Origin of the sequence: Streptomyces sp. NPDC006687 (assembly GCF_040636215.1) — a bacterium.
Lineage (GTDB): Bacteria > Actinomycetota > Actinomycetes > Streptomycetales > Streptomycetaceae > Streptomyces.
The window spans coordinates 1-25,776 of sequence record NZ_JBEYJJ010000010.1; the positions used below are offsets into that span (position 1 = coordinate 1).

The 25,776-nt window shown below is 73.9% G+C and carries 23 protein-coding genes, 1 tRNA gene, 1 pseudogene and 1 riboswitch; of the genes and pseudogenes, 11 read left to right on the top strand and 14 right to left on the bottom strand.

The features are described 5' to 3' along the window. Positions 1 to 124: 124 nt before the first annotated feature. From ABZ716_RS14905 to metG, 3 genes are all read right to left on the bottom strand, one after another. Complete coding sequence (locus tag ABZ716_RS14905) at positions 125 to 901, bottom strand: hypothetical protein (protein ID WP_355967611.1); 777 nt, start codon at positions 899 to 901, stop codon at positions 125 to 127. An 85-nt stretch (positions 902 to 986) separates the two neighbouring features. Then, on the bottom strand, positions 987 to 1,559 hold the full coding sequence (locus tag ABZ716_RS14910) for a hypothetical protein (RefSeq protein ID WP_358959164.1): 573 nt from the start codon (positions 1,557 to 1,559) through the stop codon (positions 987 to 989). 228 nt (positions 1,560 to 1,787) lie between these two features. Further along, the gene (gene metG, locus ABZ716_RS14915) at positions 1,788 to 3,503 is read right to left on the bottom strand and encodes a methionine--tRNA ligase (protein WP_351880016.1); all 1,716 of its coding nucleotides are present in this window, start codon (positions 3,501 to 3,503) and stop codon (positions 1,788 to 1,790) included. A gap of 396 nt (positions 3,504 to 3,899) precedes the next feature. Here metG and ABZ716_RS14920 point away from each other — a divergent pair, with 396 nt between their 5' ends. Then, a complete protein-coding gene (locus ABZ716_RS14920; RefSeq protein WP_358813937.1) occupies positions 3,900 to 4,502 on the top strand; it encodes a sigma-70 family RNA polymerase sigma factor in 603 nt (200 codons plus the stop codon). Between the two features lie 776 nt (positions 4,503 to 5,278). Beyond that, positions 5,279 to 6,025, top strand: a pseudogene (locus ABZ716_RS14925) (IclR family transcriptional regulator C-terminal domain-containing protein); the annotation flags it as partial. Positions 6,026 to 6,371: 346 nt separating this feature from the next. Here ABZ716_RS14925 and ABZ716_RS14930 read toward each other — a convergent pair. The 3 genes from ABZ716_RS14930 to ABZ716_RS14940 all read right to left on the bottom strand — a co-directional run bounded on the left by ABZ716_RS14930 (position 6,372) and on the right by ABZ716_RS14940 (position 8,094). After that, positions 6,372 to 6,791 carry a hypothetical protein gene (locus ABZ716_RS14930; protein WP_358959167.1) on the bottom strand — a complete coding sequence of 140 codons (420 nt, stop codon included), beginning with the start codon at positions 6,789 to 6,791 and terminating at the stop codon, positions 6,372 to 6,374. A 137-nt stretch (positions 6,792 to 6,928) separates the two neighbouring features. Then, a tRNA-Leu gene (locus ABZ716_RS14935) sits at positions 6,929 to 7,016 on the bottom strand. Between the two features lie 136 nt (positions 7,017 to 7,152). After that, positions 7,153 to 8,094 (bottom strand): beta-ketoacyl-ACP synthase III, encoded by a 942-nt coding sequence (locus tag ABZ716_RS14940; RefSeq protein ID WP_351880008.1) that lies wholly within the window; start codon positions 8,092 to 8,094, stop codon positions 7,153 to 7,155. Between the two features lie 206 nt (positions 8,095 to 8,300). Here ABZ716_RS14940 and fdhD point away from each other — a divergent pair, with 206 nt between their 5' ends. Beyond that, positions 8,301 to 9,152 (top strand): formate dehydrogenase accessory sulfurtransferase FdhD, encoded by an 852-nt coding sequence (fdhD, locus tag ABZ716_RS14945; RefSeq protein WP_358959170.1) that lies wholly within the window; start codon positions 8,301 to 8,303, stop codon positions 9,150 to 9,152. Here the strand turns inward: fdhD and ABZ716_RS14950 are convergent. Together ABZ716_RS14950 and ABZ716_RS14955 are read right to left on the bottom strand one after the other, a co-directional pair. Beyond that, positions 9,149 to 9,604, bottom strand: coding sequence for a (2Fe-2S) ferredoxin domain-containing protein (locus ABZ716_RS14950; RefSeq protein WP_358959173.1), 456 nt, complete (start codon positions 9,602 to 9,604; stop codon positions 9,149 to 9,151). The genes fdhD and ABZ716_RS14950 overlap by 4 nt on opposite strands. A gap of 9 nt (positions 9,605 to 9,613) precedes the next feature. Beyond that, the gene (locus tag ABZ716_RS14955; RefSeq protein ID WP_358959176.1) at positions 9,614 to 10,666 is read right to left on the bottom strand and encodes a bile acid:sodium symporter family protein; all 1,053 of its coding nucleotides are present in this window, start codon (positions 10,664 to 10,666) and stop codon (positions 9,614 to 9,616) included. 237 nt (positions 10,667 to 10,903) lie between these two features. Between ABZ716_RS14955 and ABZ716_RS14960 the strand changes: the two genes are divergently transcribed. The 3 genes from ABZ716_RS14960 (at position 10,904) to ABZ716_RS14970 (ending at position 14,718) form a co-directional block, all read left to right on the top strand. Beyond that, positions 10,904 to 11,755 carry a LysR substrate-binding domain-containing protein gene (locus ABZ716_RS14960; protein WP_358959179.1) on the top strand — a complete coding sequence of 284 codons (852 nt, stop codon included), beginning with the start codon at positions 10,904 to 10,906 and terminating at the stop codon, positions 11,753 to 11,755. Between the two features lie 165 nt (positions 11,756 to 11,920). Continuing rightward, the gene (locus ABZ716_RS14965) at positions 11,921 to 13,744 is read left to right on the top strand and encodes an AMP-dependent synthetase/ligase (protein WP_358959182.1); all 1,824 of its coding nucleotides are present in this window, start codon (positions 11,921 to 11,923) and stop codon (positions 13,742 to 13,744) included. A gap of 131 nt (positions 13,745 to 13,875) precedes the next feature. Then, entirely contained in the window at positions 13,876 to 14,718 is an 843-nt protein-coding gene (locus tag ABZ716_RS14970; RefSeq protein WP_358959184.1) for an aldo/keto reductase, read from the top strand. 115 nt (positions 14,719 to 14,833) lie between these two features. Here ABZ716_RS14970 and ABZ716_RS14975 read toward each other — a convergent pair whose 3' ends face one another. Next, the gene (locus tag ABZ716_RS14975; protein WP_358813927.1) at positions 14,834 to 15,139 is read right to left on the bottom strand and encodes a 4a-hydroxytetrahydrobiopterin dehydratase; all 306 of its coding nucleotides are present in this window, start codon (positions 15,137 to 15,139) and stop codon (positions 14,834 to 14,836) included. A gap of 187 nt (positions 15,140 to 15,326) precedes the next feature. Between ABZ716_RS14975 and ABZ716_RS14980 the strand changes: the two genes are divergently transcribed. Together ABZ716_RS14980 and ABZ716_RS14985 are read left to right on the top strand one after the other, a co-directional pair. Then, positions 15,327 to 16,133, top strand: a complete 807-nt coding sequence (locus ABZ716_RS14980) for a helix-turn-helix transcriptional regulator (protein WP_358959187.1) — start codon at positions 15,327 to 15,329, stop codon at positions 16,131 to 16,133. A 120-nt stretch (positions 16,134 to 16,253) separates the two neighbouring features. After that, the gene (locus ABZ716_RS14985) at positions 16,254 to 17,708 is read left to right on the top strand and encodes a pyridine nucleotide-disulfide oxidoreductase (RefSeq protein WP_358959190.1); all 1,455 of its coding nucleotides are present in this window, start codon (positions 16,254 to 16,256) and stop codon (positions 17,706 to 17,708) included. Between the two features lie 99 nt (positions 17,709 to 17,807). Here ABZ716_RS14985 and ABZ716_RS14990 read toward each other — a convergent pair whose 3' ends face one another. Next, positions 17,808 to 18,653, bottom strand: a complete 846-nt coding sequence (locus ABZ716_RS14990; RefSeq protein WP_358813991.1) for a bifunctional 5,10-methylenetetrahydrofolate dehydrogenase/5,10-methenyltetrahydrofolate cyclohydrolase — start codon at positions 18,651 to 18,653, stop codon at positions 17,808 to 17,810. A 78-nt stretch (positions 18,654 to 18,731) separates the two neighbouring features. After that, positions 18,732 to 18,831: riboswitch (ZMP/ZTP riboswitch) on the bottom strand. A 70-nt stretch (positions 18,832 to 18,901) separates the two neighbouring features. Between ABZ716_RS14990 and ABZ716_RS14995 the strand changes: the two genes are divergently transcribed. Next, the gene (locus ABZ716_RS14995; protein WP_358813924.1) at positions 18,902 to 19,663 is read left to right on the top strand and encodes a methyltransferase domain-containing protein; all 762 of its coding nucleotides are present in this window, start codon (positions 18,902 to 18,904) and stop codon (positions 19,661 to 19,663) included. Between the two features lie 247 nt (positions 19,664 to 19,910). Continuing rightward, positions 19,911 to 21,491: an RNA polymerase sigma factor gene (locus tag ABZ716_RS15000; RefSeq protein WP_358813923.1), complete on the top strand. Its 1,581-nt coding sequence runs from the start codon at positions 19,911 to 19,913 to the stop codon at positions 21,489 to 21,491. Between the two features lie 94 nt (positions 21,492 to 21,585). Here ABZ716_RS15000 and ABZ716_RS15005 read toward each other — a convergent pair whose 3' ends face one another. From ABZ716_RS15005 to ABZ716_RS15015, 3 genes are all read right to left on the bottom strand, one after another. Next, positions 21,586 to 21,933 carry a hypothetical protein gene (locus ABZ716_RS15005; protein WP_358813922.1) on the bottom strand — a complete coding sequence of 116 codons (348 nt, stop codon included), beginning with the start codon at positions 21,931 to 21,933 and terminating at the stop codon, positions 21,586 to 21,588. Between the two features lie 105 nt (positions 21,934 to 22,038). Continuing rightward, positions 22,039 to 23,430, bottom strand: a complete 1,392-nt coding sequence (locus tag ABZ716_RS15010; RefSeq protein WP_358959193.1) for an amino acid permease — start codon at positions 23,428 to 23,430, stop codon at positions 22,039 to 22,041. 232 nt (positions 23,431 to 23,662) lie between these two features. Further along, positions 23,663 to 24,067 (bottom strand): hypothetical protein, encoded by a 405-nt coding sequence (locus tag ABZ716_RS15015; protein WP_358813920.1) that lies wholly within the window; start codon positions 24,065 to 24,067, stop codon positions 23,663 to 23,665. A gap of 149 nt (positions 24,068 to 24,216) precedes the next feature. On the opposite strand from ABZ716_RS15015, the gene ABZ716_RS15020 reads away from it, so the two are divergent. Beyond that, positions 24,217 to 24,579 carry a MazG-like family protein gene (locus ABZ716_RS15020; protein WP_358813919.1) on the top strand — a complete coding sequence of 121 codons (363 nt, stop codon included), beginning with the start codon at positions 24,217 to 24,219 and terminating at the stop codon, positions 24,577 to 24,579. 4 nt (positions 24,580 to 24,583) lie between these two features. Here ABZ716_RS15020 and ABZ716_RS15025 read toward each other — a convergent pair whose 3' ends face one another. Continuing rightward, positions 24,584 to 25,747, bottom strand: coding sequence for an MBL fold metallo-hydrolase (locus tag ABZ716_RS15025; protein ID WP_358959196.1), 1,164 nt, complete (start codon positions 25,745 to 25,747; stop codon positions 24,584 to 24,586). Between the last annotated feature and the right edge of the window lie 29 nt (positions 25,748 to 25,776).

The following is a 25,776-nucleotide window of genomic DNA, read 5'->3' on the forward strand; positions in this document are numbered from 1 at the left end:
GCTCGTCCGGGCGTCGGACGTGGTCTTCGGGGGGCTCGCCGCGCGGGTGCGGGGGGCCGGGGGGGGGGGGGCGGCGGGCCCGGGGGGGCCCCCCCCCCCCCCCCCCCCCGCGGCCGGGGTGACGTCAGCGCGAGGCGGTCACCGACAGGGCCGGGAACAGGTCCTCGAAGGCGCCCGCGGAGTCGGTGCCGGCCCGCCCGTAGGGGGCGTCGAAGCTCCAGACCATGAAGAGCAGGAACACGATCAGCGCGCTGAAGAGGCCGGCCAGCAGCAGCTCGCGGCCGGAGCGCCGGATCTGCAGGGTGAAGATCAGCCCGATGGTGACGACGCCGCCCACCACCAGCCCGACCCAGACCACGCTCGGCAGGGTGGACTCGTCGCTCTGCGTGCGGGAGTGACGGGCGTCGTCGGCAGCCGCGATCTGGTCGAGGAGCGGCTGGTACGCCTGGGCCTGGAGTTCGTTGCCGGGGCTCTGGTGGGTGACGTCCGACCGCAGCTTCCCGAGCAGCTGCGCGCCCTCGGGCGAGGCCGCCTGGCCGGAGACCAGCCGCGGCCAGTCGACGTTGACCGTGTGGGAGACGTACGCGTCCACCTCGCCGCGGATCCGGTCGCGGACCGGCGCCGGGTAGACGTCGGCCCGCTGGGTGACCTCGTACAGCGACTGGGCCTCGCGGCGCACGCCGTCCTCGGCGGCCCCGCGCGCCTCCCAGACCCCCGCGATGGCCAGGCCCAGGACGATCGCGTAGACCACGCCGACCATCATCGTCATGTACTCGATGACGTCGGGGGTTTCGCTGGTGTCCTCGTCGTCCGCGACCCGGCGGTGCCGGATCACGGTGAAGGCGAAGACGAGGGCGCAGACGAGCGCCATGGCGATGGCCAGGACCAGCCATTCGGACACGAGGGATCTCCCGTTCGTGGATGCTTCGGTACGTGGTGCGCCGCTGCGCGGATCGCCGGCGCTTCGGTGTCGCGGCTGCGGTGTCTCAGGAGGCCCGACCCGCACCGCTCTTGGAGCGGGGGCGCAGCGCGGCGGCGGCGAGCACGGCCGGGGTGGTGACGACCACCATCAGCATCATGGTGCTCAGCCCGCCCGGGTTGCGCCGCTGCAAGGCCACGGAGCGGTACGGGCGCACGTGGAAGGCGCGCACAGGCGCGGCGGCCCGGGGCCCGGCCGGACCGGCGGCTGCGCCCGGCCCCGCCTCCGTCCCCGGCGGCGCCCCCGGCGGAGCCGAGCCCGGCTGCGCCCCCGCCCCCGGCGCCGGGGGCGCGGGCACGGGGGCCGGCGGCAGGCCCGGCGCCTCGCCGGGGTGGTGCACGGCGGGCCGTTCGGCGCCGGGCACCCGCACCCGTACGGCGGGCGGGACCACCGGCGGGGTCCCGGGCCGGGCCACGGGCGGCGGCGGCATCGCCGGGCGGGCGGGCGGCCGCCCCGCCGGGACGCACAGGTCGACCCGGGCCCCGCTGCCGTGCCCGTCCCCGGCGACCGCCACATGGCCGTGCAGCGGGCAGAGCACGGCCACCATGCCCGCTCCGGCGTAGTAGTGCCAAGCCGTCACCGCGGTCCTCCGATCCGGCAGCCGATAGGGGGCTTACGGCTGAAGAAACGATCAAGGGCCCGGTTCGACACGCACCGGAGGGACCGAGTTCCCCGGGCGGCCCCCGGCCCCCGCTGACAGGGCAGGGCGGTCCGAGGACACCCGCGCCCGCTGACCCGGCCCCGGACGCGCCGAAGGGCGCGGCCCCCGGCGGGGTCGCGCCCTTCGGGCGGTGGTTACGCGGCGGGCCTACGCCTCCGGGGAACCGCCGAAGCGCTCGCGGTAGGACTCCAGGTCCTCCTCCGTGACCCGGGCGAAGAGCACCGGCGGCACGGTGAACGGGGTCCCGGCCGGGACCGCGTCCAGGGCCCTGGCCTGCTCCGGCGTCACCCACGCCGCGGTGTCGCCGGACAGCTCGAACGCGGTGCGCATGGCGCGCGCCGAGGCCGGGATGAAGGGCTCGGAGACCACCGAGTAGAGGTGGATGAGGTTCATCGCGGTGCGCAGGGTGAGCGCGGCGGCGTCGAGGTCGGTCTTGACCTCCAGCCAGGGGGCCTTCTCGTCCAGGTAGGCGTTGCCCGCCGACCACAGGGCGCGCAGCGCGGCGGCGGCCTTGCGGTACTGGAGGGTGTCCATGTGGCCCTCGTACTCGGCGAGCAGCTCGGCGATCTGCTCGCCGAGCTTGGCCTCGGCCTCGCCCGCCGGGCTGCCGGCCGGGACCTCGTCGCCGAACTTCTTGCGGGAGAAGGTCAGGACGCGGTTGACGAAGTTGCCGAGGGTGCCGCCGAGGTCCTTGTTGACGGTGGCGGCGAAGTGCTCCCAGGTGAACGAGGAGTCGTCGGACTCGGGAGCGTTGGCGATCAGGAAGTAGCGCCAGAAGTCGGCCGGGAGGATCTCCAGCGCCTGGTCGGTGAAGACGCCTCGCTTCTGGGAGGTGGAGAACTTGCCGCCGTAGTACGTCAGCCAGTTGAACGCCTTGACGTAGTCGACCTTCTTCCACGGCTCGCGGGTGCCGAGCTCCGTGGCCGGGAACATCACCGTGTGGAACGGGACGTTGTCCTTGGCCATGAACTGGGTGTAGCGGACGTCCTCGGCCTCGTACCACCAGGACTTGTAGTCGCGGCCGGCCGGGTCGGCGTCCGCCCACTCCTTGGTGGAGGCGATGTACTCGATCGGCGCGTCGAACCAGACGTAGAAGACCTTGCCCTCGGCGGCCAGTTCCGGCCAGGTGTCGGCGGGGACGGGGACGCCCCAGTCGAGGTCGCGGGTGATGGCGCGGTCGTGCAGGCCCTCGGTCAGCCACTTGCGGGCGATGGAGGACGCCAGCTGCGGCCACTCCTCCTCGTGCTCCGCGACCCAGCTCTCGACCTCGTGCTGGAGCTTGGACTGGAGGAGGAAGAGGTGCTTGGTCTCGCGGACCTCCAGCTCGGTGGAGCCGGAGATGGCCGAGCGGGGCTCGATCAGGTCCGTGGGGTCCAGGACGCGGGTGCAGTTCTCGCACTGGTCGCCGCGCGCCTTGTCGTAGCCGCAGTGCGGGCAGGTGCCCTCGACGTAGCGGTCCGGCAGGAAGCGGCCGTCGGCGGGCGAGTACACCTGCCGGATCGCGCGCTCCTCGATGAAGCCGTTCGCCTGGAGCTGCCGCGCGAAGTGCTGGGTGATCTCGGCGTTCTGCGCGGAGGAGCTGCGGCCGAAGTAGTCGAAGGACAGCTCGAAGCCGTCGTAGACCGCCTTCTGGGCGTCGTGGGCCTGCGCGCAGAACTCGGCCACGGAGATCCCGGCCTCCTTGGCGGCGAGCTCGGCGGGGGTGCCGTGCTCGTCGGTGGCGCAGATGTACAGGACGTCGTGGCCGCGCTGGCGGAGGTACCGGGAGTACACATCCGCCGGAAGCATCGACCCGACCATGTTGCCCAGGTGCTTGATCCCGTTGATGTAGGGAAGCGCGCTGGTGATCAGATGTCGAGCCATCCTCGGATGCTCCATTTCAGTTCATTTCTACGGATCCATACGGGTCCGGCCGGCGGTGGCGGCCCGCTCGGGGCGTGCCGTGCCGGATACGCATGGTGAGGCGGTTCATCGTATCGAACCGCGGGCACGGACCCCGACCGGTATCCGGTGGGCGGACGCCGGTCCCGGCGCACGCCCGACGCCGGCCCCGGCGCCACGCCCCCTCGGCCGCGCCCCGCGCCGCGCACCGTTTCCGGCCTGGGCATATGCGTACGGGCCTTCGGGGCCTCCGCGTGATCGACATCGTTCACGAACCGGTCACCCCCCGACGTAATCCCTTCAGCTTTCCCATCCACGCCCCCCGAGTGCGCCGGTGCTGCTCTCATGGACCGGCACCAGGGGACGAAGGGGGGAACGGTGAACGATGGCGGACCGGAGGAGTCCGGCGGGGCCGTGGGGCTGCCCAGCCGGCGGCGGCAGCCGACTCCCATGAGCCAGTGGGACCCGAGCGCGCGCCTGTCGTTCTGGGCCTTCCACACCAACCGGCGCCCGGCGTACATGCGCTTCGCGTACCTCCAGCTCGGCTCCGACGCGGACGCCGAGGACGCGGTGGACGCCGCCTTCGACTCGATCATGCACGAATGGCTCCGCATGCTGCACATGGACCGCCTCGACGCCTACGCCTGGACCGTGCTCAAGCAGCGCATCGTCGACTGGCAGCAGCGCCGCGACCCCCGCCTGCGCCGGCCCGAGCCGATGGACATCAGCGCCTTCGAGGCGGCCCTGAAGGAGGCGTACCCCGACCAGTACGAGGTCCTCACCGACACCATCCGCTTCTACCGGGCCGTCTCCCGCCTCGCCGAGCGGCAGCGGGACACCGTGGTGCTGCGCTACGGGCTGCGGTGCACCCCCGGCGAGGCCGCCGCCGTGATGGGCGTCGACGAGGCCACCGTCCGCTCGCAGCTCGGCCAGGCCCACCGGCGCCTCGCGCGGCTGCTCGACGCCGCCGCCGAATCATGAGCCCCGCCGACGACCGCACCGGCGCGGGCGGGAGCCCCGGCGCGGCCCGCCGGGGCCTGTCGGAGTTCCTGCTCCGCGCCGCCGTCCGCGACCGCTACCCGCACTACGACATCGGCGCCGCCGAAGCCCGCCTGCTGCGCACCCCCCGCGCCTCGGGCGCCCCGGCCCCCGGGACCGCCCGCCACCGGCGCCGTCCCTCCGGCTGGAGCGATCCCGCCCGGGACCGCCCGCTCGACTCCGAACGCGCCCGCCGCGACCTGAAGGCCGTCTGCCTCTCCGTGGTCTGCGATCCGCACGCCGGAGGCGACCTGCGCCGCTTCGTCGACGGCGGCCACGCCGACCCGCCGGGCGCCGTCGTCTTCGGCTGCCTGCTGCACCTGGCGGGGCTGCGCGAAGGCGCGCGGTTCTGGTGGCAGTTCGCCGCCGGGTCCGCCACCGCGCGCACCTCCCGCGCCGCCTACTGCCTCTTCCTCGACCACTCCCGCTGCGGCGAGCACCACGATGCGCGCCTGTGGGCCCGCGAGCTGGGCCGCCGCGGCTTCAGGCCGGGGGGGCGCCGGGAGCTGCGCGAGGTCCGGCTGTGCGCGCAGGCGGCTGTCCTGCGGTACGTCGACCAGTGCGAGGACCCCGATCTGGGCCCGGTGGCGCTGCCCGGGGCGGAGCTTCCCGGGGTCCTGGCCGCCTTCCAGCCGCCGCCTCCGCTCCCCGCGCCCCGGCCCCGCCCCACCGCGGGCCCGCTGCGCCACCCCGCGCTGACCTCGGCCGCGCGGGCGACCGTGGTCCGGGGCGACACGGGCGAGGCCCTGGAGCAGGCGCGACGCGCGCTGGAGGTCGTCCGGGTCCTGGAGCGGCACCCCCTGGGGGTGCGCTCCGGGCAGCTCGCGCGGAAGGCCGGGCTCACGGAGGCGGCGCTGCGCCCGCTGCTGTCGATGCTGTGCGAGGAGGAGTACGCGTACCGCGCCGGCGCGGGGGTGTACGCGGCCGGGCCGGCCCTGGACCGGCTCGCGGCCCCGGGCGGCGGGGGCCTGGCGGGCCAGCTCCAGCGGACCCTGGCCCTGGCCCGGGACAGCACGGGCGCCGCCGTCTACCTGAGCCGGTACGCGGACGGCGAGGTGCGGATCACCCAGATGGCGGACGGGCCGGCGGCTCCGCCGGTGCGGGAGTGGGTGGACTTCCGGGCCGCCGCGCACGCCAGCGCGGTCGGCAAGTGCCTGCTGACCCAGCTCGACCACGAGGTACGGGCCGACCACGTGGCCCGCCACCGCCCGGCCCGTCTGACCGCGCACACCATCACCGACAGCCGGGTCCTGTTCAGCGCCCTGGACGCGGTGGCCCCCGGCGCCCCGGTGTTCGACCTGCGCGAGTACTCCCCCGGGGTCGTCTGCTCGGCGGTGCCCATCACCATGGGCGGCGCCGCCGGGAGCCTCGCCCTCTCCCTGCCCGCCTCCCACGCCCACCGCCTGCGCTCCGCCACGGAGGCCCTGCGCCGCAAGGCGGTCCCGGTGCTGCTGGCCCTGCTCCTGTCGGGCGCCATCCCCCCGGACACCACCCCGCCCCCGGCGCCCACCGCCCCCACCCCGGAGACCCTCCGCCACCTGGGCCGCCTCTTCCGCACCCCGCTGACCCGCTTCACGCAGTCCGCCGCGGGCCCCCACCTGGTCAGCGACCCGGCCTCGGGCGCGGCCTACCTCTTCGGCCCCCACCCCGGCACCGAACCGCCCCGCCTGGCCCTGCCCGAAACCCTGCCCGCCCTCACCCCGGGCACGGTCCCCGCACAGCGCCTGGTCATCCTGAGCACCTGAAGCGGGGCCCTGGTCCTGGGGCCGGCCCATCGGCGCCGGCCGGCCCCGCGCCTCCGTGGGAAGAGACTCAGTACAGCCGCGTACAGCTGGTGCGGGTGCAGACCTGCTCGGCCCGTGGGGTGCCGTTCTCGTCGTACATCGCGATGTAGACCCGCTGGACGCCGCCCGGCAGCTCGATCTGCAGCGATCCGCTGAAGGACCGGTCCGGCCCGCCCGCGTTGGCCCACGGGCTGCAGATGGTGTTGCCGGTCGTCACGGTGCCGTTCTCCCCCCAGGCGCAGACCATGCGGGAGCCGCTCGCCGCGTGGACCGCTCCGGACAGGCTGGCGGAGTACCCGTCGGTGAAGTGGATCGTTCCGGAGGTGGTGCTGTTGCCGTAGGCCATGCTGAAGGGCCTGTCCACGCTGTTCACGGTGGCCTGCGCCGGGGCGGCCAGACCGATGGCCGCCATCACGGCCACGGCCGTCACCATCAGGGGCTTGCGCATGACTCTTCCTCTCCGTCGGACGCACAGGGAGCGAACTGGAGCTTCGGCCATGCTACTGGTGACGGGCTGTGAACATGTCAATACGCTTCCACGCAGCCGGAAAAACAGAAAAACCCCAGATCGACTGGGGTTTCCACTGGTGTCCGAGGGGGGACTTGAACCCCCACGCCCGATAAAGGGCACTAGCACCTCAAGCTAGCGCGTCTGCCATTCCGCCACCCGGACCGGTGGTCGGCCGCGGTTTCCCGTGGCGACATGGACAACCATAGCAAAGGTTCGGCCGCCCTCCGACCAGGTAAGCGGGCGGGGCCGCCGGCCGCCACGCCGCGCTGACCTGCGGGCATGCCGGGGGCCGGCGGCTCTAGGGGCAGCGGATCACCTGGCCCGCGTACGAGAGGTTGCCGCCGAAGCCGAAGAGGAGGACCGGGGCGCCGGAGGGGAGTTCGCCGCGCTCGACCAGCTTGGAGAGGGCCATCGGGATGCTGGCGGCCGAGGTGTTGCCGGAGTCGACCACGTCCCGGGCGACGACGGCGTTCACGGCGCCGATCTTGGCGGCGAGCGGCTCGATGATCCGCAGGTTGGCCTGGTGCAGGACGACCCCGGCGAGCTCCTCGGGGGTGATTCCGGCCTTCTCACAGGTCTTGCGGGCCAGCGCCGGGAGCCGGCTCGTGGTCCAGCGGTAGACGGCCTGGCCCTCCTGTGCGAAGACCGGCGGCGTGCCCTCGATGCGCACCGCGTGGCCCATCTCCGGGACGGAGCCCCACAGGACGGGGCCGATGCCGGCGTCGGGGCCGGCTTCGACGACGGCCGCGCCGGCGCCGTCGCCCGTCAGGACGCAGGTGGAGCGGTCGGTCCAGTCGGTGATCCCGGCCATGGTGTCGGCGCCGATGACCAGGGCGCGGGTGGAGGAGCCGGCCCGGATGGCGTGGTCGGCGGTGGCCAGCGCGTGGGTGAAGCCGGAGCAGACGACGTTGATGTCCATCACGGCGGGCGCGCTGGTCATGCCCAGCTTGGCGGCGACGCGGGCGGCCATGTTGGGGGAACGGTCGATGGCGGTGGAGGTGGCCACCAGCACGAGGTCGATGTCGTCGGGGGTCAGGCCCGCGTTGGCGAGGGCCTTCCCGGCGGCCTGGTAGGCCAGCTCGTCGACCGTCTCCTCGGGGCCCGCGATGTGGCGCGTCCTGATGCCGACCCGGGAGAGGATCCATTCGTCGCTGGTCTCGACCATGGCCGCGAGGTCCTCGTTGGTGAGCACCTTCGCGGGCTGGTAGTGCCCAAGCGCCACCACGCGTGAACCGGTCATGGGCGGAGTCCCCCTTTGTAAGGCAGTCAGGACCATTCACCTTCCCCTGCTACCGATCAGTACGTGTGCGTGTAACCCAACAGGATTGGCCCCTGGGAATTTGGAGAATCCCGAGCATTCTCCAGCCTGGAGGCCGGGGCGGCGCCGGATCGGCGAGAATGTCCTCGTCAAGGAGAAGATGAGACGGAACGGGCGGGCTGATCGCGATGGGACGGGTCACCGAGCGGCGCCGCGTCGTACGGGTGCGGGGCGGGAGGGCCGGGGTCCGGCCGGACACCCTGGTCGCCGAGGAGCCCTTGGAGATACGGCTGAACGGCAAGCCGCTGGCCATCACGATGCGCACCCCCGGTGACGACTTCGCGCTGGCGGCGGGCTTCCTGGCCAGCGAGGGCGTGATCGCGCGGGCCTCGGACCTCCAGGCCGTGACCTACTGCGAGGGGGCCACGGAGGACGGCTCCAACACCTACAACGTGGTCAACGTGCAGCTCGCCGCCGGGGTTCCGGTGCCGGACATCACGCTGGAGCGGAACGTCTACACCACCTCCTCCTGCGGCCTGTGCGGCAAGGCCAGCCTGGACGCGGTGCGCACGGCGACGCGTTTCCCGGGGCTGGCGGCGGACCCGGTACGGGTGCCCGCCCGTGTCCTCTCGGCGCTGCCGGACCGGCTGCGCGCGGCGCAGAAGGTCTTCGACCGCACGGGCGGGCTCCATGCCGCCGGGCTGTTCTCGGCGGAGGGCGAGCTGCTCGACGTACGGGAGGACGTGGGCCGGCACAACGCCGTGGACAAGATCGTCGGACGGGCGCTGCAGGCGGGGCGGCTGCCGCTGGCCGGGGCGGTGCTGCTGGTCTCGGGCCGGGCCTCCTTCGAGCTGGCGCAGAAGGCGGTGATGGCCGGGATCCCGGTGCTGGCGGCGGTGTCGGCGCCGTCCTCCCTGGCGGTGGACCTGGCGCTGGAGGCGGGGCTGACGCTGGTCGGGTTCCTGCGCGGCCCCGATATGAACATCTACGCCGGTGAGGAGCGGATCCTCCTGCCCTCCGCCGACGCGGCCACGGCTTAGCGACGCCTGCCCTTGCGGGGCGTGTCCTTGCGGGGCGTGCCCCTGCGGGGCGTGGTGGCGGCCTTCGGCTCCGGGGGGTCGATGCGGTGCAGGTCGAGGGTGGCCGGGAGCGGGGTGGTGCCGGGGCCGCCGGATTCGGCCCAGGCGATGATCTCGTCCGTCGCGGTGTCGTCCAGGGCGAAGCCGAACCAGACGGCGCGGGCCCCGCGGCGGCGGGCCTCGGTGGTGGGCTGGACCACGATCACGTTGGCCTGGGCGCAGGGCCCGAGGCAGTCGCTGGTCCGCACGGCCAGCCGGCCCTCGGAGGCGTCGGCGGCTTCCTGGAGCCGGGCGAGCTGGCCGGCGTGGTCGGTGCCGGGGTTCTTGCGGGGGTCCCCGCAGCAGCAGCCCCGGCAGACCACGAGGGTGCAGGGGCGCGGGGTATGGGCGGCGATCGGGCGTATCCAGGTCACCGACGCACGTTACCGGCCCTGCGCGGCGGGGTGTTGGGGCCGGGGCGAGACCTCCGCCACACGGGCGCCGGGGAGTTCGGTGCCGGACGGGTCCCGCGGGTCGCGGGCGCGGCGGCGGGCCAGCACCGCGCACACCATCAGCTGCATCTGGTGGAAGAGCATCAGCGGCAGCACGGCGAGGGACGCCTGGGCCCCGAACAGCACGCTGGCCATGGGGAGTCCGGCCGCGAGGCTCTTCTTCGACCCGGCGAACTGGATGGCGATCCGGTCGGCGCGGCCGAAGCCGAGGCGGGCGGCCCCGTACCAGGTGACGAGGAGCATCACGGCGAGGAGTACGGCCTCCACGGCGATCAGCGCGCCGAGGCGCGGCAGGCTCACCTGCCGCCAGACGCCGGCGGCCATGCCCGCGCTGAAGGCGGCGTACACGACGAGGAGGATCGAGCCCCGGTCGACGCGGCCGAGGACCTTCTTGTGGCGGGTGAGGAAGCCGCCGACCCAGCGGCGCAGGGCCTGCCCGAGGAGGAAGGGCAGCAGCAGCTGGACGACGATCTTCAGGAGGGAGTCCGGGGAGAAGCCGCCGGTGTCGCCGCCGAGCAGGGCTCCGGCGAGCAGGGGGGTGAGGACGAGGCCGGCGAGGCTGGAGAAGGAGCCGGCGCAGATCGCGGCGGGGACGTTGCCCCGGGCGATCGAGGTGAAGGCGATGGACGACTGGATGGTGGAGGGGACCAGGCAGAGGAAGAGCAGGCCGTTGGAGAGGGGCTGCGTCAGGAGGGCCGGGAAGAGGGCGCGGGCGGCCAGGCCGAGGGCGGGGAAGAGGAGGAAGGTGCAGGCCAGCACGGTGGTGTGCAGGCGCCAGTGGCGCAGGCCGTCGAGGGCTTCGCGGGTGGAGAGCCGGGCTCCGTAGAGGAAGAAGAGCAGGGCGACGGCGGCGGTGGAGGCGCCGTCGGCGAGGGTGGCGGCGGCGCCTCGGGCGGGGAGCAGCGCGGCGAGGCCCACGGTGGCCAGCAGGGCCAGGACGTAGGGGTCCACGGGGAGTCGGGCGGGGAGGCGGGGGCGTCGCATGGCGGTGCTCACTTGCTGTCGGCGGCCGGGCGCCTGGGGCGGCGGCGGTCGGGGCGCGGGGCGGTCAGGGCGCGGGGCGGTCGGGCGCGGGGCGGTCGGGCTCTGGGCGGTCAGCCGCAGGGCGGTCGGGTGCGGGGCCATTTCCATCGTCGCCGGTGGGCGGTCATCGGGAAACCCGCATACCGCTCTGACTGTCATCGCGTGGCGTGATGAGCCCGCCCCTCCTACTCTGGGGGCGTGTACGACCCCGTCCAGCTGCGTACCTTCCTCACCGTGGCCCAGACGCTCAGCTTCACCCAGGCCGCGGGGCGGCTCGGGGTGCGGCAGTCGACGGTGAGCCAGCACGTGCGGCGGCTGGAGGAGGCGACGGGGCGGCCGCTGTTCGCACGCGACACCCACAGCGTCGCGCTGACGGAGGACGGCGAGGCACTGCTGGGCTTCGCGCGCACGATCCTGGAGGCACACGAGCGGGCGGCGGCCTTCTTCACCGGGACACGGCTGCGCGGGCGGCTGCGGTTCGGGGCCTCGGAGGACTTCGTGCTGACGCGGCTGCCGGAGATCCTGGAGGGGTTCCGGCACGAGCACCCCGAGGTGGACCTGGAGCTGTCGGTCGAGCTGTCGGGCGTCCTGCACGAGCGGCTGGACGAGGGACGGCTGGACCTGGTGCTGGCCAAGCGGCGCGGCCCGGGGGACGAGCGGGGCCGGCTGGTGTGGCGGGACCGGATGGTGTGGATCGGGGCGGAGGGGCTGCGGCTGGACCCGGAGCGGCCGGTGCCGCTGATCGTCTTCCCGCCGCCGGGGATCACCCGGGCGCGGGCGCTGGAGGTGCTGGAGCGGGACGGGCGGCCCTGGCGGATCGCCTGCACCAGCGGCAGCCTCAGCGGGCTGGTCGCGGCGGCCCGCGCGGGGCTCGGGGTGATGGCGCACACCCGGGGGCTGATCCCGCCGGGGCTGGTGCGGGTGGGCGGGCTGCCGGAGCTGGGGCCGGTGGAGTTCGCCCTGCTCCTGGGAGACCGTCCGACGCCGGCGGCGGAGGCCCTGGCGGCCGCCGTCCTGGCGGGCGGCGACCGCCTGAGCCGGCCGGCCTGAGGCCGTCCCCGGCCGGCCGGAACACCCGTCCGGGGCCCGGGCGGGTGAACGCGCGGGCCGGGCGGTCCTGTGCCCGGGGGGATCTTGTGGAGGTTTCCTCAGGGGTGCCGGACGGTGGGGCCGGTGGGGTAGCGTCTCGGCGCCCGGGACCCAAGGAGCGGAATATTGCGCGAGTTCACCGTGCCCCCCGTGGTCAGCGGGTCGCCCGCCGGCGGCCTGGCCGACGTGGTCTTCGAACATGCCGGACGGGACCCGCACGGGGTGGCGCTGGGCCGCAAGACGGCCGGGGTGTGGCAGGACGTGACCTCCGCCGAGCTGGCCGCGGAGGTGCTGGCGCTCGCCAAGGGGCTGCTGGCGCAGGGGGTGCGGTTCGGGGACCGGGTCGCGGTGATGGCCCGTACCCGCTACGAGTGGACCCTGTTCGACTTCGCGCTGTGGGCGATCGGCGCCCAGCCGGTCCCGGTCTACCCCACCTCCTCGGCGGAGCAGGTGCACTGGATCCTCTCCGACTCCTCCTGCACCGCGTGCGTGGTGGAGAACGAGGACCAGGCGATGACCGTCGGTTCGGTGATCGAGGGGCTGCCGGGGTTGCGGCTGCTGTGGCAGCTGGACTCGGGGGCGGTGGCGGAGCTGGTGGCGGCGGGCCGCGGGGTGGACGAGGACGTGGTGCACCGGCACCGGCGGGCGGTGACCCCGGACGCGGTCGCCACCGTCATCTACACCTCCGGGACCACGGGCCGCCCCAAGGGGTGCGTACTGACCCACGCCAACTTCATGTTCGAGGCCGACACGCTGGTCACCCGCTGGGAGTCGGTCTTCCGGGCCGGGGCGGACGAGCAGCCGTCCACCCTGCTGTTCCTGCCGCTGGCGCACGTCTTCGGGCGGATGGTGGAGGTGGCCGCCGTACGGGCCCGGCTCAGGCTGGGACACCAGCCGGAGCTGGCCTCCTCGGAGCTGCTGCCCGATCTGGCCGCGTTCCGGCCGACGTTCGTGCTGGGGGTCCCGTACGTCTTCGAGAAGGTGTTCGCGGCGGCCCGCCGGACGGCGGAGGCGCAGGGGCGCACGGGGGCCTTCGACCGGGCGGTGGAGACGGCCGTCCGGTACGCGGAGGCCCGGGAGCACAAGGCCCTCGGGACCGGGCCCGGACCCTCGGCGGCGCTGCGGATGGAGCACCAGCTCTTCGAGAAGCGGGTGTACGGCAAGGTCCGCGAGGCCCTGGGCGGGCGGCTGCGGCACGCGATGTCCGGCGGGTCGGCGATGTCGCGGCGGCTGGGCCTGTTCTTCGAAGGCGCCGGGATCACCGTCTTCGAGGGGTACGGGCTGACGGAGTCCTGCGCGGCGGCCACCGCGAACCCGCCGGGCGCGGTGAAGTACGGGACGGTCGGGCCGCCGATCCCGGGCACCACGGTGCACATCGCCGAGGACGGGGAGGTGTGGCTGCACGGCCCCCACGTCTTCTCCGGCTACCTCGGCGACACCCGGGCCACCCAGGAGGTGCTGCGCGAGGGCTGGCTGGCCACCGGGGACCTGGGACGGCTGGACGAGGACGGATACCTGACGATCACCGGGCGCAAGAAGGAGATCCTGGTGACCTCGAACGGCAAGAGCGTGGCGCCCGCGGCGCTGGAGGAGCGGGTGCGTTCGCATCCCCTGGTGTCCCAGTGCGTGCTGGTGGGCAACGACCGGCCGTTCGTCTCGGCGCTCGTCACCCTGGACATGGAGGGGGTGGCGCACTGGCTGTCGATGCGCGGGCTGGCACAGCGGCCGGCGGAGCGGCTGGTGGGCGATCCGGACCTGACGGCGGAGGTGCGGCGGGCGGTGGTGGCCGCGAACACGCGGGTGTCGCAGGCCGAGCAGATCCGCGCCTTCCGGGTGCTGGCGGAGCAGTTCACGGAGGAACGGGGGCTGCTGACGCCCTCGCTGAAGCTGAAGCGCCGGGCGATCGAGAAGGCGTACGCCCGGGAGATCGCGGGACTCTACCCCTCCTGAACCCGTGGACCGTTCGGGTGAGGGTGCGCGGTGGCGGGAATACGCGCTGCGGGCGGCCGGTTGTCGCCCCCCGTGCGCCGCCGAGCGCGGCGCACCACACCCCACCGCACTGACCCCGAGGAACACCCACCGTGAACCAGGTCCCGAACATCAAGCTCAACAACGGCACGCTCATGCCCCAGCTCGGCTTCGGCGTATGGCAGATCCCGGACGACGAGGCGGAGCGGACCGTCGGGACGGCGCTGGAGGCCGGCTACCGCAGCGTCGACACCGCGGCCGTCTACGGCAACGAGCGCGGCACCGGCCGGGCGCTGACCGGCTCGGGGCTGCCGCGCGAGGAACTGTTCGTCACCACCAAGCTGTGGAACGGGCCGGAGCTGCGCTGGGACCGCGACGCGGTGCTGCGCGCCTTCGACGACTCGCTCGGCAAGCTGGGCCTGGACCACGTCGACCTGTACCTGATCCACTGGCCGCGCCCGATGCGCGACGAGTTCCTCACCATCTGGAAGACCTTCGAGGAGCTCGCGGCGAGCGGCCGCGCCAAGGCCGTCGGCGTGTCGAACTTCCGCCGGGAGGACCTGGAGCGGCTGGGGACCGAGAGCTCCCTGGTCCCGGCCGTGAACCAGATCGAGCTGCACCCCCTGTTCCCGCAGGCCGAACTGCGCGAGCTGCACGCCTCGCTCGGCATCGCCACCGAGGCGTGGTCCCCGCTCGGCCAGGGCAAGGAGCTGCTGGAGCTCCCGGCGGTGACCGAGGTGGCCGCCCGGCACGGGCGCAGCGCGGCGCAGGTGGTGCTGCGCTGGCACCTCCAGCGGGGCACCATCGTGATCCCGAAGTCGGTGACCCCTTCCCGGATCCGGGAGAACCTGGACGTGTTCGGCTTCGAGCTGGACGCCGAGGAGCTGGCGGCGCTGGACGCGCTGGGCGCCGGCGGCCGCCGGATCGGCCCGGACCCGGCCGTCTTCGACGTCTGAAGCGGACGGCGACGAGGACGGCGCTCCCCGTTGCGCCGGTGCCGCCGCCTCCTCGGACGCCTGCGCCCGAGGAGGCCGTGACGGCCGGCGCGCGGGGGCCGCTCCGTCCGCGGGGTCAGTGCGCGCCGTGGGCCGGGGCCAGGGCCTGGACGCGTTCGGCCAGCGCGAAGTCCTTCTCGGTGACACGTCCGCCCGCGTCGTGGCTGTTGACCGCGAGGCGGACGGTGTCGTAGCCGAGGGTGAGGTCGGAGTGGTGGTTCAACTCGTCCTGGACCACGCAGACATGGGCCACGAACGCGCCGGCGGCGCGATGGCTCCCCAGGCGGTAGGTGCGGTGGATCCGGTCGTCCTCGAAAGACCAGCCGGGGAGTTCCCGGAGCCGGTCCTCGATCTCCTTCTGCGAGAGCGGTTCGCTCGGCATCCGCGGCCTCCTCGGGCTCGTCGTTCGTCCTCGTCCGTGCTGTGCAGTGAGTTTTCCACGGAGCGCCCCGGAGCGAACCCTTCCCGCGCCGGTGCGCGCCCGGCACTTCCCCGGGCCGCCGGGCGCGCCCGTCCGGCCCGTGGGACGCGTCCGGACCGGCGGGCGTTCCTCGGTTAACGTCGTGTCCATGACCACCTCGACCCCGGCGGGAGGCGCCCCCTCCGTGGGGCCCCTGCTGCGCGACTGGCGGCTGCGGCGCGGGATCAGCCAGCTCGAGCTGGCGGGCCGCGCCGACTCCTCCTCGCGGCACATCAGCTTCATCGAGACGGGCCGCTCCCGGCCCAGCGAGGAGATGGTGCTGCGCCTCGCCGACCACCTCGACGTCCCGGTGCGGGAGCGCAACGCCCTGCTGCTGGCGGCAGGCTACGCGCCCCGGTACGCGCACACCCCGCTCGACGACCCCTCCATGGGCACCCTGCGCGAGGGCCTGGAGCGGCTGCTGACGGGCTACGAGCCGTACCCGGCGCTGGTCGTGGACGGCACGTACACGGTGGTCGCGGCCAACCGGGGCATCGCGATGCTGCTGGAGGGGGTCGCGGAGCACCTGCTGGAGCCGCCGCTGAACGCCATGCGGCTCACCCTGCACCCCGAGGGGCTCGCTCCGCGGATCCTCAACCTGCCCCAGTGGCGGGGGCACCTGCTGGACCAGATGGAACGGCAGATCGCGCTGGCCCGTTCGGCGCCGCTGCGCGCCCTGTACGAGGAGGTGGCCGCCTACCCGGTGGCGCGGCGGCCCGGCGACGCGGAGCCGCAGGAGCCCGTGGCGTTCTTCGCGCTGCCCCTGCGGATCGAGCACGACGGGCAGGCGCTCTCCTTCGTCTCGTCCATCTCCACCTTCAACACGCCGATGGACGTGACCGTCGCCGAGCTGGCCATCGAGACGTTCCTGCCCGCGGACCCGGCGACGGTGAAGTACCTGCGCACCCTGGGCTGACCCCCTCCGCGCGGGCGCCGGAGCGCAGGGCGGAGGTGCTGGCCGCCCCGCGCGAGCGGCGGTTAGGCTGCGCTGCGGACGCACCAGATCGAACGTCTTGTCGACATGGAGAATGCCCCGGTGAACCAGTCCCCCGCGCCCCGCCACGCCGTCGTCATCGGGGGCAGCCTGAGCGGACTGCTCGCCGCCGCCGTGCTGGCCGAACACGCTTCGGTCACCGTGATCGACGCGGACCTGCTGCCCGAGGGGCCGGCCCCGCGCCGGGGGCTCCCCCAGGCCCGGCACACCCATGTGCTGTGGTCGGGCGGCGCCCGCGCCATCGAGCGGATCCTGCCCGGCCTCACCGACGCCTGGACCGGCGCGGGCGCGCTGCGCCGCAGCCTGCCCACCGACCTGGTGACCAAGACCGCGCAGGGGTGGATCCCGCGCTGGGGGGAGAAGCAGTTCAACATCTCCTGCAGCCGTGACCTCCTCGACTCGGTGCTCCGCGCCCGCGTACGGGCCCTTCCGGGGGTCACCGTCCTTGAGCAGGGCCGGGTGCGGGCGCTGGAGGGGTCGGCGGCCCGGATCACCGGCGTCCGCGTCGACATGCCCGGGGAGCGGGGCCGGCTGGTCACCGCCGACCTGGTCGTGGACGCGAGCGGACGGGGCTCGCGGGCCCCGGTCTGGCTGGAGGAGCTCGGCGTGCCCGGCATCCGGCAGGACGAGGTGGACTCCGGACTGGTCTACGCGACGCGGATCTTCGAGGCCCCGGCCGGAGCCCACGCGGCGGGCTTCCCCATCGTCAACGTCCAGTCCGACCCGCGGGTTCCCGTGCCGGGACGGACGGCCACCATCGTTCCCATCGAGGGCGGCCGCTGGCAGGCGACCCTCTCCGGCACCCGGGGCGGCCAGCCGACCGGGGACCCGGATCTGTTCATCCCGTTCGCCAAGGGCATCCGCGACCCGGTCGTCGGTGAACTCCTGGAGGGGCGCACACCGTTGACCGACGTGGCGGTCACCCCGGGCACCGCCAACCGCCGCGTCTTCTTCGAGAGGGCGCGGCTGCCCGACGGGTTCTTCGCCGTCGGCGACTCGGTGGCCACCTTCAACCCGCTGTACGGGCAGGGCATGTCCGTGGCGGCGCAGTCGCTGCTGGCCGTCCGCGGCCTGCTGCGCGCCAGGGGGCTCGGTCACCCCGGCATCGGCCGGGCGGCGCAGCGGGCTATCGCCCCGGCGGTGAGCACCGCCTGGGAGCTGGCGACCTCGCAGGACATCCTGTACCCGGGGGCCACCGGGACGAGGCTGCGGCCGGGAGCCGGCCTGGTCAGCTCGTACGTGAACCGGCTGATGACCGGGGCCACCACCGACGAGACGCTGACGGGCGAGCTCTTCCACGTCATCACGATGAGCAGCGCACCGACCCGCTGGCTGCGGCCCCGGGTGGTCTGGCACGTGCTCCGCGCCACGGACCGGGGCGCCCCCCAGGCACCCCCGCTGACGGCGGCGGAACGGGCCGTCGCGGGCCTCGTCCCGACGTCCCTCGCCCCCGCGCGCGCCGCCGAGCAGGCGGGCTCCGTCGGCCAGACCCCCTGAGCGCCGGACGCCCCGGACCGCCCGCCGGTGCCCGCCGCGAACGCCCGGCGCCCCGGACCGCCGGGGTCCGGGGCGCCGTCGTACCAGGGCCTGGCGGGATCAGAGGGCCGTGAGGTCGAGGCCGGCCTGGGCGGCGGCGGCGCGGACCGTCTGCTCCAGCAGGACCGCGATGGTCATCGGGCCCACACCGCCGGGCACCGGGGTGATCAGGGAGGCGCGGGCGGCGGCCGACTCGAAGTGGACGTCGCCGACGTTGCCCTCGTTGTAGCCGGCGTCCAGGACGACCGCGCCCGGCTTGATGTCCTCGCCCCGGATGAACTCGGCCTTGCCGACGGCGGCGACGAGCACATCGGCCTGGCGGACGATCGAGGACAGGTCCTGGGTGCGGGAGTGACAGTAGGTGACGGTGGCGTTCTGCTCCAGCAGCAGCATCCCGGCGGGCTTGCCGAGGATCGCGCTGCGGCCGACCACGACGGCGTGCTTGCCGGTGAGGTCCACGTCGTACTCGGCGAGCAGCCGCATGATGCCGCCGGGGGTGCAGGAGACGAAGCCCGGCAGGCCGAAGCCCATGGCGGCGAAGGAGTGCATGGTGACCCCGTCGACGTCCTTGCCGGGGGCGATGGCCTCGAAGGCCGCCCGCTCGTCGATGTGGTGCGGGACCGGGTGCTGGAGCAGGATGCCGCTGATCTCCGGGTCCTCGGAGAGGGCCGTGATGGTGGCGACGAGCTCCTCGGTGGTGGTCGCGGCGGGCAGCTCCACGTGGCGGGAGGTGATCCCGGCCTTGGCGCAGCGGTTCTGCTTCATGCGGACGTACGTCACGGACGCGGGGTCCTCGCCGACCAGGACGGTGGCCAGGCAGGGCGCGGTGCCGGTGCGCTCGGTGATCTTCGCCGCGAGGGCGGCGGTCTCCTGAGAGATGCGGCGGGCGAGGGCGGTGCCGTCCATGAGCTGGGCGTGGGCGGTGGGGGCAGTCGTCACGGGGTCTCCTGAACGTCGCTGCGGATCGCGGTGCGGATCGGATCGCGGTTTCGCCCAGGCGCGCGGCAGTCTGCGTACGGGATGCGGCGTACGCGGGGCCGCTCCCCGGTGGTGATCCACCCGAACGCCAGTCACGGCCCGGGTCCCACTGTAGTCGAACCGTCGTGTCGGATTATCGGGTGGATGGGCGGTGCCACAGCTGGGACGATCGAAGGATGACGCGTACTTTCGACCATCTTGTCGCGGAAGCGGAGTCCGTCTCGGTGGACGGCTGGGACTTCTCCTGGCTCGACGGCCGGGCCACCGAGCAGCGTCCCTCCTGGGGGTACCAGCGGCTGCTGCGCGAGCGCCTGGCCCGTGTCAGCTCCGCCCTGGACATCCAGACGGGCGGCGGCGAGGTCCTGGCCGGGGCGGCCCCGCTGCCGCCGCTGACGGCGGCCACGGAGTCCTGGCCGCCGAACATCGAGCGGGCCACCCGGCTGCTGCACCCGCTGGGCGCCGTGGTGGTCGCGGACGCCGACGAGCCGCCCCTGCCCTTCGGCGAGGCGGCCTTCGAGCTGGTGGCCAGCCGGCACCCGGTGACCATCTGGTGGGAGGAGATCGCCCGGGTGCTCACCCCGGGCGGCAGGTACCTCTCGCAGCAGGTCGGACCGGCCAGCGTCTTCGAGCTCGTCGAGTTCTTCCTGGGCCCCCAGCCGGAGGAGGTCCGGCGCGCCCGGCACCCCGACGACGCGGTGGCGGAGGCGGAGAAGGCGGGCCTGGAGGTGGTCGACCTGCGCTCCGAGCGGCTGCGTACGGAATTCCACGACGTCGGAGCCGTGATCTACTTCCTGAGGAAGGTGATCTGGATGGTGCCGGGCTTCACGGTCGGGCGTTACCGGGACCGGCTGCGCGAGCTCCACGAACGGATCGAGCGCGACGGCCCGTTCGTCGCGCACACCGCCCGGTTCCTCATCGAGGCCCGCAAGCCGGGCTGATGCGGGGGCGTGCGAGCGGCGCGGTGCGGGCACCGAATCCGGCGCGGACGGAATCACGCGGGAAGGGTTGCCCGGCCACAGCGTGGCGCAGGTCACTCAATTCAGCGCGTAACGAATCGACTCGGGCACGCGATGAACCGACAGGTGTCCTCGCGCGGCCCCGGAATACAGCTCCTGTGGGGACTGTTTCCCGAGTCCGCGCGATGATTCCCGCTCACCCCTATCTGTTCGCAACGAGAGGCTCCTTGTGTCGCTCAGCCCGTCCCGTACGTTCCCTCCGGAGATCGCCGAATCGGAGGCCCTCGTCGCGCTCGTCGAGCGCGGCCGCGAGCAGGGTCACATCAACGGTGACGATGTGCGCCAGGCTTTCGAGGCCGGCCGCATCCCGGTGGACCAGTGGAAGCGGGTCCTGCGCAGCCTGAACCAGGTCCTGGACGAGGAGGGTGTCGCCCTCCACGTCAGCGCCGCCCCCGCCACCAAGGCTGCTGCCAAGAAGCCCCGCAAGGCAGCCGCCGCCCCGGCCCGCACCGTGACCAAGAAGGCGCCCGCCGCGCCGCGCCCCATCGGCGCGCGCAAGGCGTCCGTCGCCGCCGCCCCGGCTGCCGCCGCGGCGATATCCGCTCCGTCGGCCGCCGCACCCGGCGAGGAGTCGGCCGAGGCCGCCGCCGAGCCCAAGAAGCGCACGGTCAAGAAGACCGCGGCCAAGAAGACCACGGCCACCAAGAAGACCGCCGCGAAGAAGACCAGCGCCAAGGACGCCGACGACGCCGAGACCCCAGCCGTCGAGGGTGAGGACTGGGCCGTCGAGGACCTCGCCGAGGACACCGAGGAGGAGGCGCCCAAGGCGGGCGCCCAGGGCTTCGTCCTGTCCGACGACGACGAGGACGACGCCCCGGCGCAGACCGTCATGGTCGCCGGCGCCACCGCCGACCCCGTCAAGGACTACCTCAAGCTCATCGGCAAGGTGCCGCTGCTCAACGCCGAGCAGGAGGTCGAGCTCGCCAAGCGCATCGAGGCGGGCCTCTTCTCCGAGTACAAGCTCGAAGAGGAGGAGGACCACAAGCCCGCGTTCCGGCGCGAGCTGGAGATCCTCGTCGAGGACGGCCGCCGTGCCAAGAACCACCTGCTGGAGGCCAACCTCCGCCTCGTGGTCTCGCTGGCCAAGCGCTACACCGGCCGCGGCATGCTCTTCCTGGACCTGATCCAGGAGGGCAACGTCGGTCTGATCCGCGCCGTGGAGAAGTTCGACTACACCAAGGGCTTCAAGTTCTCCACGTACGCGACCTGGTGGATCCGGCAGGCGATCACGCGTGCCATGGCCGACCAGTCCCGCACCATCCGCATCCCCGTGCACATGGTCGAGATCATCAACAAGCTCGCCCGTGTGCAGCGCCAGATGCTCCAGGACCTGGGCCGCGAGCCCACCCCGGAGGAGCTGGGCAAGGAGCTCGACATGACCCCCGAGAAGGTCATCGAGGTCCAGAAGTACGGCCGTGAGCCGATCTCCCTGCACACCCCCCTGGGTGAGGAGGGCGACAGCGAGTTCGGTGACCTCATCGAGGACTCCGAGGCGGTCGTGCCGGCGGACGCGGTGTCCTTCACCTTCCTCCAGGAGCAGCTCCAGTCGATCCTGGGCACGCTCTCGGAGCGCGAGGCGGGCGTGGTCTCCATGCGCTACGGCCTCAACGACGGCCAGCCGAAGACGCTGGACGAGATCGGCCGCGTGTACGGGGTGACCCGTGAGCGCATCCGCCAGATCGAGTCCAAGACCATGTCGAAGCTGCGCCACCCGTCGCGTTCGCAGGTGCTGCGCGACTACCTGGACTGATCCGCACCGGACACGCACGGAGCCCCCGGCCTGGCGGCCGGGGGCTCCGTCGTTCCGTTCCGGGCCCGGACGGTTCCGGGCCCGCACGGGCGGGTCAGTGGACGACGCTCCAGCTGCGCCAGGGCAGGCTGGAGGGGGCCGTCACGTTCGAGAGGGTGGTCGCGACGTAGATCCCGTCCTGGGGTTCGCCCGGCCGGCAGTCCGGCGTCCGGTACAGGATCACGTCGACGAGGGTGTTGTTCGCGACGTGCGTGGCCCCGTGCGGCATGCCGATGCGGTGGCAGCCCTCCACGGAGGTGTTGGAGTAGCTCACCTCCACGGGGGAGTCGTGGCCCCTGAAGGTGAGCGTGCCCACCGTGGTACGGCCCGCCGAGCACGCGGTGCCGGCCAGCAGGAGGGCTGCAACCCCGGTCATGACGCCGATACGCCGGATCTGGGACATGGCGCGGTCCTCGTCTGTGGGTGACGACGTTCGATGGCCACAGACTGCCCCGGCGTGGCGGCGGCGGCATCCGGTGTAGGCCGTCCGGGTGACGGCCCACCGCGGTCAGGCGGTCGCGCGCCGCTTTCGGGCGGACATCAGGGCGTGGACCAGGACGCCCGCGAAGAGGAACAGCACGCCCTGGTAGACGGCCGCGTACCCGGATCCGGCGACCAGCCACATCGAGAAGGCGAAGGCCACGGCGGCGAGGACGCCGTCGCGCAGCAGCTGCCCGCGCCGGACCCGCTCCGACTGGCCCGAGGCCAGGAAGTACAGCTGGGCGGCGGTGGAGAGCAGGTAGGGGACGGTCGCCGTGAAGGTGGTGATCAGGACCAGGGCCTCGAAGACCGCCGCGGATCCGGCCGTGTAGTTGTACACGGTCAGGGCGGAGGCCAGGACGGCCGTGACGAGGACGCCGGCCACGGGCACCCCGCGCTGCTTCTTCTCGAAGACCTTCGGGAAGAGCCCGTCCTTGGCCGCCGCGTACGGCGTCTGCGCGCCGAGAAGGGTCCAGCCGTTGAGGGCGCCGACCATCGAGATCACGGCGGCGCCGGCGACGAGCGTGCCGCCCCAGGTGCCGCCGAACATGGCGTCGACGGCGTCGCTGAAGGGGGCCTGGGAAGAGACCAGCTTGTCGTGGGCCACCAGCCCGAAGACCGCCAGGGTGCCGAGCAGGTAGACGGCGGCCGCGCCGACGGTGCCGAGGACGGTGGCCCGGCCCACGTTGCGGGCCGGGTCGCGGACCTCGCCCGCGCTGACGGCGGCGGACTCGACGCCGATGTAGCTGAAGAGCAGGATCGCGGCGGACGCGGAGACCGCCCCGACCGGGCCCTGGCCGGTGGCCTGGAAGGGGCCGAGGTTGGCCGGGTCGAAGAAGAACAGCCCGCCGACGGCCACGAGCAGCAGCGGCACCAGCTTCAGGACGGTCGCGACCACCTGCACCGCGCCGACGTAGCGGGTGCCGGCCAGGTTGGAGAGGGCCGGCAGCCACTGGACGGCGAGGGCGGCCAGGCACATGGTCCAGGTGTGGGCGCCGACCGCCGGGAAGAGCACGGCGAGGTAGCCGACGCAGGCCACGGCCAGGGCGGCGTTGGAGACCCAGGCGGTCATCCAGTAGCTGTAGGCGGCCAGGAAGCCCGCGAAGTCACCGAAGGCGGCCCGTACGTACACGTAGGGGCCGCCGGTCTGCGGGTGGCGCTGGGCGAGCCGGCCGAAGACCAGGGCGAGGGCGATCGCGCCGACGGTCAGGACGGCGAAGGACAGCAGGCTGATGGTGCCGAAGGGGGCGACCGAGGCGGGGAGGAGGAAGATCCCGCCGCCGATGACATTGCCCATGACGAGGCAGACGGCGACGGGGAGACCGAAGCGGCGGGTGTGCCGGTCGGCGGGCCGATGGGTGGCGGCGGCCTCCCCGGGGGTGGTGCGTTCCTCGGCGGGCGGGGCTGCGGTGCTGGTCATCGGTGGTGCGCCTCTGGATGTCTCACATGGTGGGCAGGTCCCCACATGGTTGACCACGGCGAAGTCGGCGACAAATCACCGGGTTTCGTCCGGCACCGGAGGGCTTCCGGAAGGAAAGATTCCGCCCGGAGGGCGCTCCTGCGGGGGATCCTCCGGCCGAAGATCACCGGGGCGGAGGATTCCCACGGGCCCGCGGCGCGGGGCAGCGGCGGCGGCAGGGGCGGGGACCGCCTCAGGTGCCGTCGTAGCCGGCGGTGGGCATGGACAGCCGGCGGTGCACCTCGGCCTTCATGGCGGAGGTGTAGCGCGGCTCGTCCAGCCCGGCGGTCTCCAGCCGCACCCCGCGCCGCTCGCACTCGGCGGTGAACTCCTCGACGGAGCGCAGCGCGCGGGCCAGGACCCGGCGGTTGGGGGCGACGAACAGGTCCACCAGGCCGGCGTCCACATCGCTCCAGAGCCCGCAGTGGTCGGCCCGCAGCCCGTAGAAGAGCAGCTGCCGGGTGACCACGTAGCCGTGCGCGGCGGCCCAGCGGGCGCACATGGCCTGCTGGCTCCGGGTGTCCACGGCGAAGGGGTCGGCGTCGAGTTCCTCCAGCGGGGCCAGGCTGGCGATCGCGGCCACGCGCAACGCATCCATGGCGCCCGACCCTACTCCGATCCCGGCCCGGGGAGGAGGGCCCCGCCGAGTTCCGCTTCCAGGCGAATCGGCCGGGGTGAAGCCTAGGCCCGGCGGGCCGGGGGAAGGGGGTGCGGGGGTGGATTCCCCTCCCCCGGTGAGGAGGCAGCATGTCGGAGGAACTCCGCCCCGCGGGTGGCGCCTGGGCGACGATCCACGCGCTGGCCGCCCGGTTCGAGGCGGCCGCCGCGCAGCGGGGGGTGGTGCCCCCGGAGAGCCATGTGCTGCAAGTGCTGAAGATCGGCGAGGAGTTCGGGGAGGCGGCGCAGGCGGTGATCGGCGCGACCGGGAGCAACCCGCGCAAGGGACGTTCGCACAGCTGGGACGACGTACACGACGAGGTGTGCGACGTGATCATCACCGGGATGGTGGCCCTGGCCCGGATGCGGCCGGACGCGGCGGAGTACTTCGCGGACCAGCTCGCCCTGAAGGCGGGCCGTTTTCTGCCGGATCCGGGCGGGGCGGGGGACTGACCGCTCAGGCCGGGGGCCGGGCCGCCGCCGTCGCGTCCGGTTCGGGTGCGGGTGCGGGTTCGGGTGCGGGTGCGGCTTCGGCTTCGGCTTCGGCTTCGGGTTCGGGTTCGGGTTCGGGGGCGAGGGTGCGGGAGGCGCCGACGGGGAGGTCCCACAGGTCCTCGCGGGGCCGGCCGGTGCGGGCCCAGGCGGCCCGCACGCGGTGCAGGGGTTCCATGACCGGCTCGGCGGAGAGGACGAAGGCGGCCCAGTGCATCGGGGCCATCCGGCGGGCGCCCAGGTCCAGGCAGGCCCGTACGGCCTCCTCCGGGTCGGTGTGCACCTCGCGCAGCCACCAGCGCGGGGCGTAGGCGCCGATGGGCAGCAGCGCGAGGTCGATGCCGGGGTGGCGGCGGCCGATCTCGCCGAACCAGTGCCCGTACCCGGTGTCGCCCGCGAAGTACACCGCGCGGCCGGCGCCGGCCCGGTCGGTGATGACCCAGCCGCCCCACAGGGTGCGGCAGGTGTCCAGCAGGGAGCGTTTGGACCAGTGGTGGGCCGGGACGAAGTCGAAGCGTACGCCGCCCAGTTCGGCGGACTCCCACCAGTCGAGCTCGGTCACCCGGCGAAAGCCCCGGCGGCGGCACCAGCCGCCGAGGCCGGCGGGGACGAAGAGGGCGGTGTCCCGGGGGAGCCGTTTCAGGGTGGGGGCGTCGAGGTGGTCGTAGTGGTTGTGGCTGATCACCACGGCGTCCACGGGCGGCAGTTCCTCCCAGCGCACCCCCGGGGGCGTCATCCGGGCCGGGGTGCCGAGGATGCGCGAGGACCAGACGGGGTCGGTGAGCACCGTCAGCCCCCCGGTCCGGATCACCCAGGACGCGTGCCCGGCCCAGGTCACGCAGACCGCGCCCGGTGCCACGGCGGGCAGCGGCGCGGGCCGGCAGGGCAGGTCGGGGATCCCCCGCAGCCCCTCGGGCCCGGGCCGGAAGGCCCCCTCCCGCGCCAGCCGGGCGAAGGCCCGCACCCCGGGCAGGGGCGTGGTCAGCCGGTTCCGGAACGACCGCGGCCACACCCGGACCTCCCCGAGGGGCCGGGGCGCCGCCGCGGGAACGGGAGCCGGGGCAGCGACGGCCCGCACCCCGGCTGCCACAGCGGGGCCGGGCGGGGCCGGGGCGGGGGCGGTCGTCACGGGGCTTTCCGGCTGGTCCCTCATCGAGC